Annotated in this window: 14 protein-coding genes; 6 read left to right on the top strand and 8 right to left on the bottom strand. The window is 49.3% G+C overall.

The annotated features are described in order from the left end of the window. Positions 1 to 52 precede the first annotated feature (52 nt). The 4 genes from HMPREF9999_RS09530 to pyrH all read left to right on the top strand — a co-directional run bounded on the left by HMPREF9999_RS09530 (position 53) and on the right by pyrH (position 3,588). Positions 53 to 463, top strand: coding sequence for a YraN family protein (locus HMPREF9999_RS09530; protein WP_009437904.1), 411 nt, complete (start codon positions 53 to 55; stop codon positions 461 to 463). Next, positions 447 to 1,373 (top strand): biotin--[acetyl-CoA-carboxylase] ligase, encoded by a 927-nt coding sequence (locus HMPREF9999_RS09525; protein ID WP_009437903.1) that lies wholly within the window; start codon positions 447 to 449, stop codon positions 1,371 to 1,373. The genes HMPREF9999_RS09530 and HMPREF9999_RS09525 overlap by 17 nt, the downstream gene beginning before the upstream one ends. A gap of 57 nt (positions 1,374 to 1,430) precedes the next feature. Then, on the top strand, positions 1,431 to 2,735 hold the full coding sequence (locus HMPREF9999_RS09520; RefSeq protein WP_009437902.1) for an MATE family efflux transporter: 1,305 nt from the start codon (positions 1,431 to 1,433) through the stop codon (positions 2,733 to 2,735). A 145-nt stretch (positions 2,736 to 2,880) separates the two neighbouring features. Continuing rightward, positions 2,881 to 3,588 carry a UMP kinase gene (pyrH, locus tag HMPREF9999_RS09515; protein ID WP_009437901.1) on the top strand — a complete coding sequence of 236 codons (708 nt, stop codon included), beginning with the start codon at positions 2,881 to 2,883 and terminating at the stop codon, positions 3,586 to 3,588. A 347-nt stretch (positions 3,589 to 3,935) separates the two neighbouring features. On the opposite strand, the gene HMPREF9999_RS09510 is transcribed toward pyrH, so the two are convergent. The 5 genes from HMPREF9999_RS09510 to dnaN form a co-directional block, all read right to left on the bottom strand. Continuing rightward, positions 3,936 to 5,705, bottom strand: a complete 1,770-nt coding sequence (locus HMPREF9999_RS09510; RefSeq protein WP_009437899.1) for a tetratricopeptide repeat protein — start codon at positions 5,703 to 5,705, stop codon at positions 3,936 to 3,938. A gap of 32 nt (positions 5,706 to 5,737) precedes the next feature. Then, positions 5,738 to 7,405: a DNA repair protein RecN gene (gene recN / locus HMPREF9999_RS09505; RefSeq protein WP_009437898.1), complete on the bottom strand. Its 1,668-nt coding sequence runs from the start codon at positions 7,403 to 7,405 to the stop codon at positions 5,738 to 5,740. 203 nt (positions 7,406 to 7,608) lie between these two features. Next, the gene (locus HMPREF9999_RS09500; RefSeq protein WP_009437897.1) at positions 7,609 to 8,523 is read right to left on the bottom strand and encodes a DUF4835 family protein; all 915 of its coding nucleotides are present in this window, start codon (positions 8,521 to 8,523) and stop codon (positions 7,609 to 7,611) included. Then, positions 8,505 to 9,755, bottom strand: a complete 1,251-nt coding sequence (gene coaBC, locus HMPREF9999_RS09495; protein ID WP_009437896.1) for a bifunctional phosphopantothenoylcysteine decarboxylase/phosphopantothenate--cysteine ligase CoaBC — start codon at positions 9,753 to 9,755, stop codon at positions 8,505 to 8,507. The genes HMPREF9999_RS09500 and coaBC overlap by 19 nt, the downstream gene beginning before the upstream one ends. Before the next feature lie 164 nt (positions 9,756 to 9,919). Beyond that, positions 9,920 to 11,044, bottom strand: a complete 1,125-nt coding sequence (dnaN, locus tag HMPREF9999_RS09490) for a DNA polymerase III subunit beta (RefSeq protein WP_009437895.1) — start codon at positions 11,042 to 11,044, stop codon at positions 9,920 to 9,922. Between the two features lie 290 nt (positions 11,045 to 11,334). Between dnaN and HMPREF9999_RS09485 the strand changes: the two genes are divergently transcribed. Next, positions 11,335 to 11,805: a DUF3127 domain-containing protein gene (locus HMPREF9999_RS09485; RefSeq protein ID WP_009437894.1), complete on the top strand. Its 471-nt coding sequence runs from the start codon at positions 11,335 to 11,337 to the stop codon at positions 11,803 to 11,805. Between the two features lie 107 nt (positions 11,806 to 11,912). Then, positions 11,913 to 12,617 (top strand): monofunctional biosynthetic peptidoglycan transglycosylase, encoded by a 705-nt coding sequence (mtgA, locus tag HMPREF9999_RS09480; RefSeq protein ID WP_009437893.1) that lies wholly within the window; start codon positions 11,913 to 11,915, stop codon positions 12,615 to 12,617. 177 nt (positions 12,618 to 12,794) lie between these two features. Here the strand turns inward: mtgA and HMPREF9999_RS09475 are convergent, their stop codons facing one another. From HMPREF9999_RS09475 to HMPREF9999_RS09465, 3 genes are all read right to left on the bottom strand, one after another. Continuing rightward, positions 12,795 to 13,784 carry a hypothetical protein gene (locus HMPREF9999_RS09475; protein ID WP_157049658.1) on the bottom strand — a complete coding sequence of 330 codons (990 nt, stop codon included), beginning with the start codon at positions 13,782 to 13,784 and terminating at the stop codon, positions 12,795 to 12,797. Positions 13,785 to 14,115: 331 nt separating this feature from the next. Next, a complete protein-coding gene (locus tag HMPREF9999_RS09470) occupies positions 14,116 to 14,943 on the bottom strand; it encodes a hypothetical protein (RefSeq protein WP_232301299.1) in 828 nt (275 codons plus the stop codon). A gap of 130 nt (positions 14,944 to 15,073) precedes the next feature. Further along, a complete protein-coding gene (locus HMPREF9999_RS09465; protein ID WP_009437889.1) occupies positions 15,074 to 16,483 on the bottom strand; it encodes a C10 family peptidase in 1,410 nt (469 codons plus the stop codon). Positions 16,484 to 16,649 lie beyond the last annotated feature (166 nt).

The raw sequence follows: 16,649 nt of genomic DNA, 5'->3' as shown, positions 1-16,649 counted from the left end.
TGCGACCCTCTAACGTCTAATGTCTAACGTCTAATATCTAATCTCTAATTTTATGTCTTCTCACAACATACTAGGACATTTAGGTGAGGATTTCGCCTGTTCTTTCCTCCTTCGTCAGGATTATCATATCTTGGCGCGCAACTGGCGTTGTTATCCCTACGAACTTGACATCGTGGCAGACGACTGGGGCGAACTCGTATTTGTGGAAGTCAAAACCCGCACTTCCGATGAATGGAGCGATCCAGCCGCAGCGGTAGACCGTCACAAGCGCGAACACCTCTCTCTTGCTGCGAGAGCCTATATGCGTCAACAACAAGTGGGCGATGTTCCCTTCCGTTTCGACATCATCGCCTTGGTGGGTAGCGCACCACCGTTTGAGATTGTCCATTACAAAAACGCCTTCCCGTTAGAACTTCCTCAACGCTTTCACCCGAAAAATCCTGCTGATGAACTCTTTTTCTAATAGCGAAACGCAATATCTCCTGAGTGATGCCGCGAACTTTCGAGAAAATACTGCGCCCTTTCGCAAAGCATCTTCGGCAGCTCCGACTTTCGTAGCTGATTCCTGCGAAGAAGACACCTGCGAAGGGTGTAGTGCACCAGCAAAAGCCCAACTCCCTCCACATTGGTTCCGCAAGCATTACCCCACCGTGCCCACTACGATGGAGATGCTCAGCATAGATGCAGCACCAGCAAGGGAGGTGTGGATGGTGAGTACCGATTTTCAAACTCGCGGTCACGGACAGCGCGGAACGAAATGGGAGAGCGATTGCGGAGACAATCTCATGTTTACCTTTGTCTTCCGTCCGCAAGGTGTGTGCGCTACCGAACAATTCTATCTTTCTGAAATCGCTTGTTTGGCAGTCGCCCAAACCCTCGATGCGTATGTCGAAGGAGTCAGTGTGAAATGGCCGAACGATGTGTATGTGGGTGCGCAGAAAATATGTGGGATGCTCCTCAATCACCAGCTCCGAGGGGCGATGGTGGAGAGTACCATGGTGGGCATCGGCATCAATGTCAATCAACCGCGCTTCGTGAGCGATGCGCCTAATCCCATTTCTTTGCAACAACTTTTGGGGCATCGCATCGACACCGAAGAAGTATTGGAAAGTTTTGTGCGCTACTTTGAAACCCTCTATGCGCTGTGGTTGGCAGGCGACAAAACGCGCCTAGCCACGGCTTATCAACAGCGACTTTTTCGCCGTGAAGGCGTACATCCTTATGAAGACACTGCCACTGGTGAGCGATTTTTAGCCACCTTTGAGCAAGTCGCTCCCTCTGGACTACTCACCCTTCGCGACAACGCTGGAGCCTTGCGCACCTTTGATTTCAAAGCTGTGAAGTTTCTCCTTGAATCCTCTCACGGAGAGTGAAGCGAAAGCCGACTTTTCTCTCTACCCCCACTAGAACTATAGCTGAACGAACGAACCATGCACCGAAAAATCCTACATATAGCGCTGCCCTCCATCTTCACCAACATCACCGTGCCGTTGTTGGGCATCGTCGGCACCTACATTGCAGCCCATCTTGGCGCCTATTATCTTGCCGCCATCAGTGTGGGCAGCACTTTATTCTCAACCACCTACTCGCTCTTCAATTTTCTTCGCATGGGCACAGGAGGTGTGGCTGCGCAAACCTTTGGAGCCGAACAATTCAGTGAGAGTGGCGTGGTGCTAGGTCGGTCGTTGGTCATCGCCCTCTCTTTGAGTTTGGGCATCCTCTTGTTGCAACAGCCCATCATCGAACTAGGACTTTGGCTCATGTCGGTAGAAGGAGCACAACGCGTCCTCGTGATGGACTATTTTCATTGGCTCATTTGGGGCGCACCTGCCATGCTCAGTCTGTTTGCGCTCAATGGTTGGCTATTAGGTATGCAAAATGCCGTCTATCCTATGATCGTTGCGGTGACACAAAACCTGCTCAACATCGGCATCTCCCTTTTTTTTGTCTATGGGCTTCAGATGAAAATCGAAGGTGTAGCCATTGGCGCGCTCACTGCTCAGTGGGTGGGGGCGATATTAGCCTTGACTTTTGCCGTTCGTGTGGCGCGCAAGCACGGCATCGCCTTGTTTTCTCAGGGACATCGCGTGTTTCGCGACCTTGCTGCGTGGAAACGCTTCTTCACTGTCAATGTTTTCATCTTCCTCCGCACGCTGTGTTTGGTGGCAGTGATGTTTTCTTTCACCGCCTTCGGCAATCGCAGTGGCAACTATGTCGTAGCCGGCAATGCCATTCTCCTGCAACTCTTCCTCCTCACGAGCTATTTCCTCGATGGTTTCGCCTATGCTGGTGAGGCTGTGGGAGGGCGCATTACGGGGCAAGGAGATGGAGTGGAGTTTCGCCGACTGGTGCGCGCCCTCTTCTTGTGGGGCGGCATCATTGCGCTGTTGTTTTCCGCCTTCTTTTTCGTGACGGGCGATTTCATCGTGGAGCAGTTGGGACAAGATGCGCAGGTCGTCGCGGTGGCGCGCACCTATTTACCCTACGTCATTGCCCTACCTGTGGTGAGTGTCACCGCCTTTCTCTTTGATGGATTGTACATCGGCACCACTGCCACGCGGAGCATGCTCGTGGGGGTGGCTTATGCTGCCGCCCTCTTCTTTTTGCTGCACCAAATGCTTGCTTCCACGATGGGCAATCACGCCTTGTGGATTGCCTTCACCGCCTATCTTGCGCTGCGGGGTGGGGTGATGGCATTGCAATTGCCAGGGGTGTTGCGCAGAAAATTTGGCTAAATCTTGCCAACCTCCGCTACAATGTGTAATTTTGTGCTGCAATCGCGCTCATGATTTGCGGAGAAGTGCTGGAAACTTTCGATGGCTCGGATTTATGTAGGCATTCTCCATCTTCAATTCGCAAATTTCTTCATCTTTCTATTATATGAAATTCAATCGCATCCTGCTTAAACTCAGTGGCGAAAGCCTTATGGGGCAACAAGGTCACGGCATCGACACACAACGTCTCAACGAGTATGCTGCACAAATCCAAGAAATCCACCAGATGGGTGTGCAAATCGGCATCGTCATTGGCGGTGGCAACATCTTCCGCGGCTTGAGCGGTGCTGGAAAGGGCTTTGATCGTGTCAAAGGTGACCAAATGGGCATGTGCGCCACGGTGATCAACAGCCTTGCGCTCTCCTCTGCCCTTGATGCTATTGGCGTGAAAAATCGTGTGCTCACTGCCATTCGCATGGAGCCCATCGGAGAGTTTTACTCCAAATGGAAGGCTATCGAAGCCATGGAACGCGGAGAAGTGGTGATTATGAGTGCAGGTACGGGCAATCCTTACTTCACCACCGACACAGGTTCGTCACTTCGTGGCATCGAAATCGAAGCTGATGTGATGCTCAAGGGCACGCGTGTGGATGGTGTCTACACTGCCGACCCCGAAAAAGATCCTACCGCGACGAAGTTCTCCGAGATCTCTTACGACGAAGTGCTTCAGCGCGGCTTGAAGGTGATGGATGTCACCGCCACAGCTATGTGCAGAGAGAATGGTCTTCCCATCTATGTGTTCAACATGGACATCGTGGGCAACCTCCGTCGCGTGATGGAAGGCGAAGACATCGGCACTTACGTGCATGCCTAAGGCTAAAAAACTCCGATAGATAGGTGAGTGATGCTTTCTCCATGATTAAGTTTTATCTCGCTTCTTCAAGTGACGATAATCTTGTCTCTATCCTCTCTCAGAGTATCTCCGATGTTTCTCAACTTCTCTTTGATTATTTCTCAGAGCATTCCTGATATTACTTAAAGGTATGCGACGTTTCTCTGAAATTCTTCGACTTGTCTCAGAAAACGTCCGAGATATTTCCTAAACTCTCCGACATTTACGCAAAAAACTCCGAGAAAATTTTAGTTTTCTCGGAGTTTTTTGTTGTGCTGCTCCCAGCGTTAGGGAAAAGATATCAAAGTATTCAGTCAAAAGGTGAGTACTTATCGCTTTCGTGCCGCAGCGGAGCCACGTTTAGCAGGAGTGGCACTGTGTGATGCAGACGATACTTTCCGGTTGGCAGGGAGTGCGCTGTACTTTTGGAGGAGGGTAGTTGCATTTTCATCACCCAGTTGCTGCGCTTTAGTGAGATATTCCAGCGCACGAGCGCGATTCTTCTGTTCACCATACGCCACACCAATGATTTTATAAGCATCGGCAGCTTGAGGATTCTCCGTGATGGCTTGTTGTGCCGTTGCGATGGCATCGTCCCAAAGTTGGACACGTAGGCAGAGGAGGGCACGGTTGATGCGATAGTCTTCGCGCTCTTCGCTGTTGGTGGCACGGGCGATAGCAGAATTGAAGTCATCGAGTGCTACTTGGTAGATGCGTGCTTTTTCAGCAAGACTGGCACGGATGGCATAGAACTGCGCAGAGAGGCGGTTAGCACCCACGATTTGTTCGTAATCATTGTAGTCCAACACAGCAGCACGCACGTTGCCGAGCTTCTCATTATAATAGGCGCGCAATTCCAAGACGGCAGCCACGTCACCACCTTTGTAAGGTTTTTCGGCTATCTCCAAAGCTTTATCCAGCTCTGCCACGATGAGGCTGTCCGCCACTTTCATGCGCATGAGCACTTGTGCTGCAAAATAGTGAGATTGTGGAGAAGCAGCTGCAGTGGTGTTGTAGGTTTTGAATTTTTCCAAGGCTTGTTCGTCGCGCTTCATGCTGTAGAGGATTACCCCTTGTTGGAGCAGCGCAGCAGGTTTGGCCTGCAGTGCATAGGATTTTTCAGCAGCCTTGAGAGCAGCTTCGAGATTCCAAGTCGGATAGTTCGTACTATCGGCCAGTGCCTTCTCATAGATGAGTTGCGCTTGCGCGTCGTAGACGGCATCGAGTCCGTCACCACTGAGGGCAAAACGGCGCTGCAACCACGCATCGGCTTCTGCGTATTGGCGCAGACGAGCATAGTAGCTAGCGAGGTCGAGCATAGCAGCTCCATGTTTAGGATAAGCCGTGGTGAAATCTTGGATGAGCGGTTGCACTTGCAGGCTGTCGCGCTGGGTGCGCAGCATCATAAAGAAATAAGAATAGGCATCGTTCTCGCTGGTGGTGGGCAATTGCTTCGGTATTCTAATAGCGTTGAAATCGCTATTGAGGGCAGCAGCTGCGTTCACTCGGAACGAATCTGCCACGGCTGCGCTGATGGCACAGATGCCTTGCGCTTTGTCCAAGAGATTACGCTGAGCGATCGCCACCACTTGTCCGTTATCCACGATGGGACAACCCACATATTGTTCCTCGTTGGGTGCACTCAGGGTGTAGTAAGGGAAGACGTTGTTAGCATCTGCCGAGAGGACGTTGGTAGCAAGAGGTTGCGCTTGTTTTTCGGTGGAGAAGAACGTCTGTTGCCATGCTGTGCCAGCCACTCCCACTGCTGTGCTGCGTGTAAGGAAGGGCAATTTCTTGGTGGGCATGGCAGTGGTGACACGCACCATGTCGTAGTTGTCGCTAGCAGCTACGATGCGCAACACATCGGCTTGGCGACCTTTGGTGTCGGTCACGACTGCGCGCGTGGCACCTCGGAAGGCTGCGTAGGGAGCTACGACTTCTGCTGTGGGTGATGCGAAATATCCATAAGTGGTGTGGAGCGTGTCGCCCTTCTCGTTGAGGGTGATCACACGCACCACGGCTTGTTGTGCTTCGTTTGGTTTTTGTGCTTGGCTCAGGGTGGGAAGGAAAGCCAGCGCAAGGGGAAGAAGGTATTTCATTGGTGAAGAATCTTGGGTTGAAGGTTTGTTTTTTATTGTGCCCCCTCATTGAGGAGTTGGCGAGCATTTGCTAAAGCTGCATCCGTGATGGCAGCTCCCGAGAGCATATTGGCGATTTCTTGCACACGCTCCTCGTCAGAGAGGGCGCGGATGTTGGAAGTTGTGCCGGTGTCGCTCTCTTGTTTGTGCACCCAAAAGTGCACTTTTCCGAGTGCGGCTATCTGCGGCAAGTGAGTGATGCAGAGTACTTGTGCGGTTTGTCCCATGCGTTGCATCACACGTCCCATGCGCTCTGCCATCGTCCCGCTCACACCCGTGTCGATCTCGTCGAAAATGATGGTGGGGAGGTTGCGTTTTTGAGCAATCAAGGCTTTGAGGGTGAGCATCACACGAGCGATTTCACCACCAGAGGCTGTTTGTGCCACATCTTGCAGCGGCATCTGTTTGTTGGCAGTGAAGAGAAAGCGCACCGCATCGCAGCCCATGCGGTCGGGACGAGGACGCACGGTAAAATCGAAGAGGATTTGCACAGAAGGCATGCCGAGTTCTTGCAGCCCTTGGGTGAGATTGTCCATCATCTCCGTTGCCGCTTGTTGGCGCGCCGAAGTGAGTTGAGCCCCCAAGGCAGTAACCGCAGCAAAGGTGCGCTTCACCTCAGTTTCTGCCGCAGCGATGCGCTCATCAGCATGGTCGATGGCAGAAAGGCGTTGGCGCAAATCCTCAGCAATGGCGAGGAGTTCGCTGATTTCGCTGACCTGGTGTTTCTTTTCTAGGGAATAGATGGTGGAAAGTCGGTCATTCACCCAGAGCAAACGCTCTGGATCGAAGTCTACTTCTTCGGCTTTCGTTTCGATTTCGCTGAGGATGTCGTCGAGTTCTATGCGCGCACTCGACAGACGTTCGGTGAGATCGTCAAGCCCTCCCATATAGCGTGCTGCCCCTTCGAGGGCAGATTTCGCGCTTCGGAGTAATTGCACCACATCGTGCTCATCGTTGCGGAGAAATCCCACAGCTTGATAACAAGCACTCTTGATGTCTTCTGCGTGTTCGAGAGTTTTGCTCTCCTCTTCGAGTTGGGCTTGTTCATCTTCCTGCAGTTGCGCTTCGTCAATCTGAGCCAACTGAAATTCCCAAAACTCTTTGTCACTCTCTTGTTGGTGTGCCGTCTGCTGGAGTTGGCGAAGCGCGTGTTCCGCTTGGTGCCAGGCTTGGAAGGCTACGTGATACTCGCCGATGAGGGCTTGATTTCCTGCCACCGAGTCGAGAGTGTCGAGGAGAAAGTCCTCGTTGCTCAAAAGAAGGTTTTGATGTTGCGAGTGGATGTCGATGAGTTTGCTGCTCACCTCGCGCAGCACGCCAAGTGTGGTAGGAGTGTCGTTGATGAAGGTGCGACTTTTTCCGGCTGCCGTCACTTCTCTGCGCACGATGATGGTGCTGTCTTCTAGGTCTATGTCGGCAGTTTGCAACAGTTCTTCCACGGCCAGTCCAGTGATGTCAAAAGTGCCTTCGACAACGCACTTATTAGCACCGCTTTTGATGGCTTTGGCATCGGCGCGATTGCCCTGCAACAGTCCGAGAGCACCCAAAATGATACTCTTACCAGCACCTGTTTCCCCCGTGATCACGCTCATTCCTTGCTCTAACGTGAGGTCGAGCTGATCGATAAGGGCATAGTTGGAAATATGTAAGGAGAGAAGCATAAATAGACGTTAGAGGGTAGACGTTAGAGGTTAGACTTTAGAATTTAGACGTTAGACTTTAGACGTTAGATGCAGTCTTTAGGCTTTTGAGGGGCGGTGCGCAGTCGCTAGTTTCTATTAGAAATGCTACTTACTAACGTCTAAAGTCTAATCTCTAACCCGAGCCACGCTAATCGTGGCGAGCATAAAAGGGTCGATGACCCCTAATTCCTAATTCTGTTCCACGAAGAATTTTTGGAAGCATTGATGCGTCCGAGGAGATCCACCAAGAAGTCCTTCTCCTTTTGGGTAGATTTCCCTTGATAGATATTGACAATCTCGTCCGCTTTATACTCCGTAAAGAGTTGAGGCAGGAGACTCATCGCCTTGTTCTCGCGTGCTTTAGCTAATTGTTCAAAAGAAGCAGTGATAGCTGCACGACCGCGTTCGGCATTTTCCGCCATTTGGTCGAGTCCTTTGCGATAGTATTCATATTGCATCAATCGGAAAGGCTCCATCGCTCCGTCCAGATAGTCGTTGATGACGGCATAGCGATTCTTACCATCGTCAAAAGCCTTCCAACCTTTGGCAGAGAGTTGTAGCGATTGCGCATTGTTGCAGATGGATTGTGCCATTTGCAGTTGCTCCGTTCCCCCTTTCGGCGACATCGTGTCGAGATCCCAACCGATGATGAGGTAGGCATAGTACGCCAAAATCGCCGTGAGGTCGTTGTCTATGGTCTCAGGGCGGAACTCCAGTTTGTCAAATTCTTGAAAACGGAAGTTGACACTTCCATCGCGCGTGGAGAAAGTTGTCGTGGTGTACGTCGCGTTGTAGATGGGGCGCGTAGCCGTCACGGTGAGCACGCAATTGAGGCGGTGGTCACTCTCATCATATTGCTGTACGGTAAAGTTGAATGTGCAACGAATGCGCTCAGCACGTCGAAACTGCAGGTTCGTCCACTGGCGTTCGTTGAGAAAATCGGTGAGTGCGCGCTGCAGATTGTCAAAGACAGCCGTGTTCGTCCCTTCGATTTGTCGGGTGTTGAAGGTGACGGTGGCATCAAGTTCTTGCGCCCACACCGATGAAGGCATGAGCGCAGTGCAGAGGACGAAAAGGATTAGCAGAATTTTTCGCATAGTTCTTGTACAATGGCTTGTGCCACTGCTGTTTTCGGCAGAAGGGGAAGGGCTTTTTCTGCACCATCGAGGGTGAAAATCGTCACCTTGTTGGTGTCGTATCCAAAACCTGCTCCTTCATCGCGGAGAGAGTTGAGCACGATAGCGTCCAGTCCCTTGCGCGTCATCTTGTCGAGCGCGTGTGTGGTCTCATCGTGGGTCTCAAGCGCAAAGCCTACGAGCCAGCGATTATCTTTGATTTTTCCCAAGTTTCGGGCAATGTCTTGCGTGGGTTGGAGCGGAATGTTCCACTCGCCCGTAGTTTCGCGCTTGATTTTCTCCGTAGCCACCGCTTTTGGGGTGAAATCTGCCACGGCAGCGCAGAGGATACCGCCCACGCACGAAGGAAATTCGCGCATGGCAGCTTCGTACATCTCGGCTGCGCTTTCCACATCGATGCGGTGAATGCGTGGATGTTGGGTGGTGAGTGCCACAGGGCCTGCCACAAGTGCCACTTCAAAGCCAGCTTCTGCCAGAGATTCTGCGAGGGCAAAACCCATCTTGCCGGTGGAGTAATTGCCGATGAAGCGCACAGGGTCAATCTTCTCGTAGGTGGGACCAGCAGTCACCAACACACGTCCGCGAGAAGGTGTGTCTTTAGGCGCAGCACAAGCCACGTTGGGTGCTGTCGCTCCCTCTTTTTGCGCAAAAAAGGCTTCCAGCACTTCGACTATCCGCTCAGGTTCTTCCATACGTCCTTTTCCCACGAGAGCCGAAGCCAGTTCGCCATCCTGAGGTTCGATGATGTGGTGTCCAAACTCGCGAAGTCGCTCGAGATTGTCGTGCGTGGTGCGGTGAGCAAACATGTCCAAGTCCATGGCAGGTGCCACAAACACCGGTGCTTTCATGGAGAGGTAGGTGGTGATGAGCAAGTTGTCTGCAATGCCGTGTGCCATCTTGCCCAGCGTAGCCGCAGAAGCTGGTGCAATGATCATAGCATCTGCCCAAAGTCCCATATCTACATGGCTGTGCCACGAACCATCTCTGCGATCAAAGAACTCGCTCGCTACCGCTTTTCGGCTGAGGGTGGCGAGGGTGAGGGGAGTGATGAACTCTTTGGCCGCAGGAGTCATCACCACTTGCACCTCTGCGCCAGCTTTGATGAGCAGACGAACCAGCGTGCAAGCCTTGTAGGCAGCGATGCTCCCCGTGATGCCGAGGACGATGTGCTTGTTGTGAAGAGAAGAGAGCATAAAGACAAGGAGTCAAAAGTCGAAGGAGTTTCGGAAATATCCCACACAGCACCTGCGTTTGCATCATCTCTCGCTTCTTGACGAGGTGAGAGTCTTGTCTCTCTCAAGGAGCGACACCTGATGACAAACGGAGGTGCTGTGATGATTAAGAGTGATAGTTCATCTTAATCGTTGAGCATCATGGGCATGAGGAGGGTGAGCACATCCTCATTCTCGGGCTGTTCGGCAGGAACAATGACACCTGCGCGAGAAGGATCAGCAAGCTGGATTACGATTTCTTCGCTTTCGAGATTGTTCAAAAGCTCCATCAAGAGCGTACCCTTGAAACCAATGTTCATGGGGTTGCCCGTATATTCGCAGAGTAAAGATTCTTCACCCGAACGACCGTAGTCGCTGTCGCGTGTAGAAAGAATCATGCGGCCAGGTTCTACGTGCACCTTGATGAGAGGACTGCCTGCGTTGGAGAAAATAAGCAGGCGGCGTAGCGCAGACACCAAAGCCGTGCGGTTCACCGTCACGAGATTGGGGTTTTCTCTAGGAATCACGCTGTTGTAGTTGGGGAAGTTACCCTCGATGAGTCGACAGCCTAGTTCGTAGTTTTCGGTGCTGAGCGTAGCATTGCGCTTCGTGAATTGGATGGTCAAGTCGCCAGCTTCCTTTTGCAAGATACCTTTCATGATGTTGGCAGGCTTCTTGTGGAGGATGAAGGACGTAGGTGCATCGCTCGTGAGGTCGAGCAATCGGCTGCAAGCCAATTTACGGCCATCGGAAGCCACAATCGCCAGACCATTGCTTTGATAGTCGAAGAAGACTCCATTCATCACGGGACGAAGAGGGTCGTCGGCAGCAGCAAAGAGCGCGCGGCTCACGCTGCTGTGCAAGCGTTGCGCATCCACCACCAAGGTAGACATTTCGCCTTCCAATCCTTTTGTCACTGGATATTCGTCGGCATTTTGTCCCACAAGAGTGTAGTGACCATTTTGGAAATCCACTCTGATTTCAAGTCCATCAGGGTTGACAGTGAATTCGAGGGGTTGTTCGGGAATCTCCTTCATGGCATCTTGCAAGGTCTTTGCATTGACCGCAAAGCTCAAGTTACCATCGCTCTCCACCAATTCGAGGGTGGTGCGGAGCGTAATTTCATTGTCAGAAGCCGTAAGGGTAAGTTTACCATCGACCACTTGGAAGAGGAAATTGTCCAAAATAGGCATGCTATTCTTAGAAGGAATCACACGTCCTAAGGTCTGTAATCGTTGCGAAAGGATGCTACTGGAAATAACGAACTTCATATAAAGGCTTATTCTTTGTGGTTATGATTCTTAAGTGATGTGCAGACTGGCTTAAAAGATTTGAAAAACTCCTGTTTCCTTGCCTGCTTTTGCACGATAGTGTGTGTTAGCAGTGCACACTTTTACTATTACGCAAATTTACGCTTTTCTTTCGACTCTACCGCATCTTCCCTCATTTTTTTCGTCCCTCTATCAATTTTCTCCTCTCCCTCCACAAAATTACATGCCCTTGCGCGCCATTTTCAAAAGAAATCGTTACCTTTGCATACCAAACAAAAATACTTTTTTACATGGAAATTACTGGTAAAATCATCGTGGCACTCGAACAGCGTTCGGGTACTTCTGCACGCACAGGCAACGCATGGATGATGCAATCTTTCGTGCTCGAAACCACCAACGAGCAATATCCTCGTCGTTGCGTGTTTGAAGTTTTCGGCGAAGACCGTCTCCGCGAGTTTAACATACAAGTGGGTCAAGAATACACCGTGAGCTTCGACATAGATGCGCGTGAATATCAAGGCCGTTGGTTCAACTCTATCCGTGCTTGGCGTGTCACTGCGCCTCAAGCCATGGGTGCCCCTGCCTATGGTGCGCCTGCTCCTGCCTATGGTGCTCCCGCTCCCGCTGCTGCTCCTGCTCAAGCTGGTTTTAACCAACCTGGTGCTGGCGATGCTGCCTACGGACAAGCTCCTACAGCTCCTACAGCTGCTCCTCAAGCACCAGCAGTTCAGCCCAATGCCACGGACGATTTGCCTTTCTAATTTATGCCCATCTTGGGTGTACTAGCCTTGTTTAGCTCCAACATTTTCTCATGTTGGGGCTAATTTCGTTCATTTTATAGCCTTATCTTTTTGAATTCCCTTTGCTCATGAGCGTCAATCCGATCAAAATATTATGGCGTATTTTGCGCTGGGCAGTCATTCTTTTCTTTGCTTCCACTGTGTTGGTCACCCTCATCTATCGTTGGGTGCCCGTGCCCCTCACACCTCTCATGGTGATTCGCTGTGTGCAGCAGGTGGGGCGTGGTGAAGTTCCGCGCCTGAAACACGATTGGGTGCCCCTCAAGGAGATTTCTCCGGCTTTGCCTCGCGCCGTCATCAGCAGCGAAGACCAGCGATTCCTACAGCATCGTGGTTTTGACACCCAAGCCATCGGCTATGCTGTGCGCCGACGTCTTAATGGGGGGAAGAGTGGTGGGGGAAGCACCATCTCGCAGCAGACGGCAAAGAATGTCTTCTTATGGCCGACCTCCTCGTGGACACGCAAGGGGTTCGAAGTTTATTTCACCGTTCTCATCGAACTCCTATGGTCGAAGGAGCGCATCATGGAGGTGTATCTCAATAGCATTGAGATGGGTGATGGCATCTATGGCGCCGAAGCTGTGGCACAAGAGAATTTTCATTGCTCTGCAAGTGAACTCTCGCGTAAAAATTGCGCCATGATAGCCGCATCTCTGCCAGCTCCTCTGCGTTTCAACAGTGCGGAACCCACGCCTTACATGCGTAGTCGCCAGCGTTGGATATTGCGACAGATCAAGCACATCAAACCTTGGGAAAATACTCCAAAGGACTGATTTTTAGAGATAGTCCTTCTTCTCTTTCCTATTCTTTATGTAGCAAAATATTACGGGCTGACTTTACAAGTGGAAGTCAGCCCGCTTCGGTAGTTTTTAAAGGAACATCATTCATTCCTCCCCTCTCATCTCTTTTTTGAAAGGAGAAAATACACTTTGTAGGGTTGCCTTGGTGTTCTATTTCGGCTTTCTAATTCCTCGGTTGTGGTGAAAGAACCAAGGGATGGCATAGTCATAATCATGTTCTATCTCAGGATAAAAGACAGGGATACCTCCGCCAACAGGAAGGAAGGAGCCAGATTTTATAATTGTGCCATCTTCCCGTTCAATATACACCTTAGCACCGATGCATTTCCCTTTGTCTTTGCGTGGTGTGTCTGCTTTGCGTGGAATGTCGATGAAGAAGTCTGCATTGAGCCATCGAAAGTCTTCGGCAGTCATGCTGGTGAGTTTGCGGCGTACCAGCCTGAGATTGCGTCCATTTTCTCCGATTCCTCCGCGTGCTATGGCCACCCGAGGGTCAAAGCTTACAATGTATGCTTCGTCGGTTACATCCTTTTCTCTACTTTTGAGATCTTCATCATTAGCCGTATAACGATAATATAAGGCTACGCGAATCGCCACAGGAGGATTGATCAGTTGTACAGAGCGAAAACCTTCTGTTGCCGCATAGTGCACTGGGAGGTCTGCCCCCAATTCTTTCATACGTTGTTGAGCATATATAGGAGAGGGAAACGCCTTTTCCCCTGTCAGTCTTACCACTGCCGTGAGTGAGTCATCGAAAACCCCAAAAGCGCATTGTACTTTTGCGGATGACAGTCTCCCATCTGCTTTCCAGTTTTTGATGAATCCGTCTATAAGAGCTTTGTGCTCCACGGTAGGGACAGCTTGGTGTTTCTTTTCGTATGGTAGTGTACCATCCGCCACGATGCGACATTGTATGGTGTCTGGATGCACAAAGGGAGCTTCACAGAAGTTGTAGATGTCGAATACATCATTGTAGTAGCTCATGACCAGTCTCGGATCCTTATATTGCGCTTTCTTTTGTGGAGACGGTCGCTCCGTCTCCTCATCTGTCTGACAAGAGAGGAGAAAACATCCACTAAACAGAAGTCCCAGCACGAGCAACGTGTGGTGGACCTTTCGAGAAAATAGAGAGAATGCCATCTTCATAGTTGATTTTATGGGGTGTCTTAGTTTTATTTCTGTGCGCAATTTAGTGATTTATTTGAACATATCATCAATAACCGTAAAAAAAAAGAGAGTAGTACGTCTATAATCAGTGCTTTGTGTTATATTACGCAATCTGAGGGCTGTAAATTGGAAACCTATTGTCCTTCTCCTCTTTCCTATTCTTTATGTAGCAAAATATTACGGGCTGACTTTACAAGTGGAAGTCAGCCCGCTTCGGTAGTTTTTAAAGGAACATCATTCATTCCTCCCCTCTCATCTCTTTTTTGAAAGGAGAAAATACACTTTGTAGGGTTGCCTTGGTGTTCTATTTCGGCTTTCTAATTCCTCGGTTGTGGTGAAAGAACCAAGGGATGGCATACTCAAAATCAAAACCAAATTCAGGATAAAAGACAGGAATGCCTCCGCCCCAAGGAAAGGTGGGGTCGGGTTCTACTGTTGTGCCATCTGCACGTACTAAATAAACATTTACACCGATGCACTTCCCCTTGTCTTTGCGTGGTGTGTCTGCTTTGCGTGGAATGTCGATGAAGAAGTCTGCATTGAGCCATCGAAAGTCTTCGGCAGTCATGCTGGTGAGTTTGCGGCGTACCACCTTGAGGTTACGCCCATTTTCTCCGATTCCTCCGCGTGTTATAGCCACCCGAGGGTCAAAGCTCACAATGTATGCTTCGTCTGTTACATCCTTTTCTCTAGTTTTGAGATCTTTATCATTACTCGTATAACGATAAAATAAGGCTACGCGAATCGCCACAGGAGGATTGATCAGTTGTACAGAGCGAAAACCTTCTGTTGCCGCATAGTGCACTGGGAGGTCTGCCCCCAATTCTTTCATACGTTGTTGAGCATATATAGGAGAGGGAAACGCCTTTTCCCCTGTCAGTCTTACTACAGCTGTGAGTGAGTCATCGAAAATACCAAAAGAGCTTTTTTTTAATAGAAAAGTCTCATCTGTTCTCCAGTTTTTGATGAATCCGTCTATAAGGGCTTTGTGCTCCACGGTAGGGACAGCTTGGTGTTTCTTTTCGTATGGTAGTGTACCATCCGCCACGATGCGACATTGTATGGTGTCTGGATGCACAAAGGGAGCTTCACAGAAGTTGTAGATGTCGAATACATCATTGTAGTAGCTCATGACCAGTCTCGGATCCTTATATTGCGCTTTCTTTTGTGGAGACGGTCGCTCCGTTCCCTCATCTGTCTGACAAGAGAGGAGACAAAGAGAAAAGAGCAATGTTAAAGCGCCCCAAAAAGTTTTGTTTATACTATTCATTCTTTTTATATTTTATGTTTGTACAACCAAACAGAATAGAGTCAAAATAAGCAGGAATATACCATTTCTCTTGTGGGGTCTTAAACCATGGTATCAGATGATTTAAAGAGAAGTAGGCACTGCCATTAGGTGCTGTTAGTCCTCCTCCATTCCATCCCCAATTACAACGGAAATAGTAGTTATCGCTTATTCTCAGTTTAAGATAGGTAGCTGTGTGTTCTATGTGCTCTTCGACAGTGACAATCTCGTAACCATCAATAATCCATCCGTGTCCTACTCTTTGGTTACTTATGGTATCTACTATCCCTGTAGCCGTAATAATTACGGGGCGATGATTGTTTAGTTCGTTTACCAGCTCTTTCCCTTCAATAGGGTGAAGATTGGAGCAGGAGAACCCCAATTTGCGCATCGTTGGAGGCATGTATTCAGGGTAAGTACTTCCTGCTGTTGTTGTATAACGAGTTCCTGCGAGTTTTGAAATCTTTTTACAGAGGGAGCTAACTTCAAGAATCGCTAATCGGTTATTTTCTGATACAGGAGGCAGTTTGTCGTTGTTTGCATAAAATGTGTCGGCTAAAGTTTTGAGGTTTGTACATTCGTTATAGATGTTATCCCAATGCAGCTGGAGGTCTCCTACGGCTTGAGGTTGCTTGTATAGGGCTAAGACTTGTGCCATGGCAATAACGGCGCATCCTACGGGGGGAGTTGTGTCTCTTATAGGAGTAAACGTAATATTGTAGGGGTATTTTTGTCCCCAATTGATTTCCTTCTCGAAGGGAGAAAATGTTATTCTTGATGTCTTAGGATAGTCGTGCTCCAACGTAGGTGCTCCAGGTATTTTCATAGAATCTGGGTGTAAGGGGATAAGTTTAAATTTCCACTTATCTCCCCATCGCTTCCTCATTTCTTTATCATGTGCTATTGTAGCAGAATCGTGTTCAAAAGAAATGTATTTCTCATATTGTTCGACATAGTGACGCATAGGGGAAGAGCTTCGTATGTCCTTAAGATGAAGGCTTCCTTTTTTAGAATAGGCTATGATTGCAGGATGGCGTTTGTCGCCGCTGACGAGTAGAAAACCATTATTATCTCCTCTATTTATAAAGTACATGGTTGTGTCAACGGCTGGATAGCTTTGCCCACTACGAACTTTTATTTGAGGTGCGAGAGTTCGTGCTTCTGCAGAAAAAAGACTCTTTGTTGTAGAGCGTGTGAGATCTTTTCTTTCTTGAAAAAAAGTATTCGCAATATGAAGTGCTTCTTCTTCACTTCTTTGAATATTTTGCGAATTCGTGGATTTATTCCCATTGTAGTTTTCGCTAGGTAATAGTTCATTACCTGTGCAGGCAACTATAGCAAACAGGAATCCCCATAACAAATGGATTTTGTGATTTAATGCCATAATTATTGATTATTGGTTCGATGTTTTTGTTTCTGTGCGCAATTTAGTGATTTATTTGAATATATCATCAATAACCGTAAAAAAAAGAGGGTAGTACGTCTAAAATCAGTGTTTTGTGTTATAGAATGTGTGATATTACGCAATCTGAGGGCTGTAAATTGGAAAC

Source organism: Alloprevotella sp. oral taxon 473 str. F0040 (genome assembly GCF_000318095.2).
Taxonomy (GTDB): Bacteria; Bacteroidota; Bacteroidia; order Bacteroidales; family Bacteroidaceae; genus Alloprevotella.
This window is presented reverse-complemented; position numbering and strand designations above follow the sequence as displayed.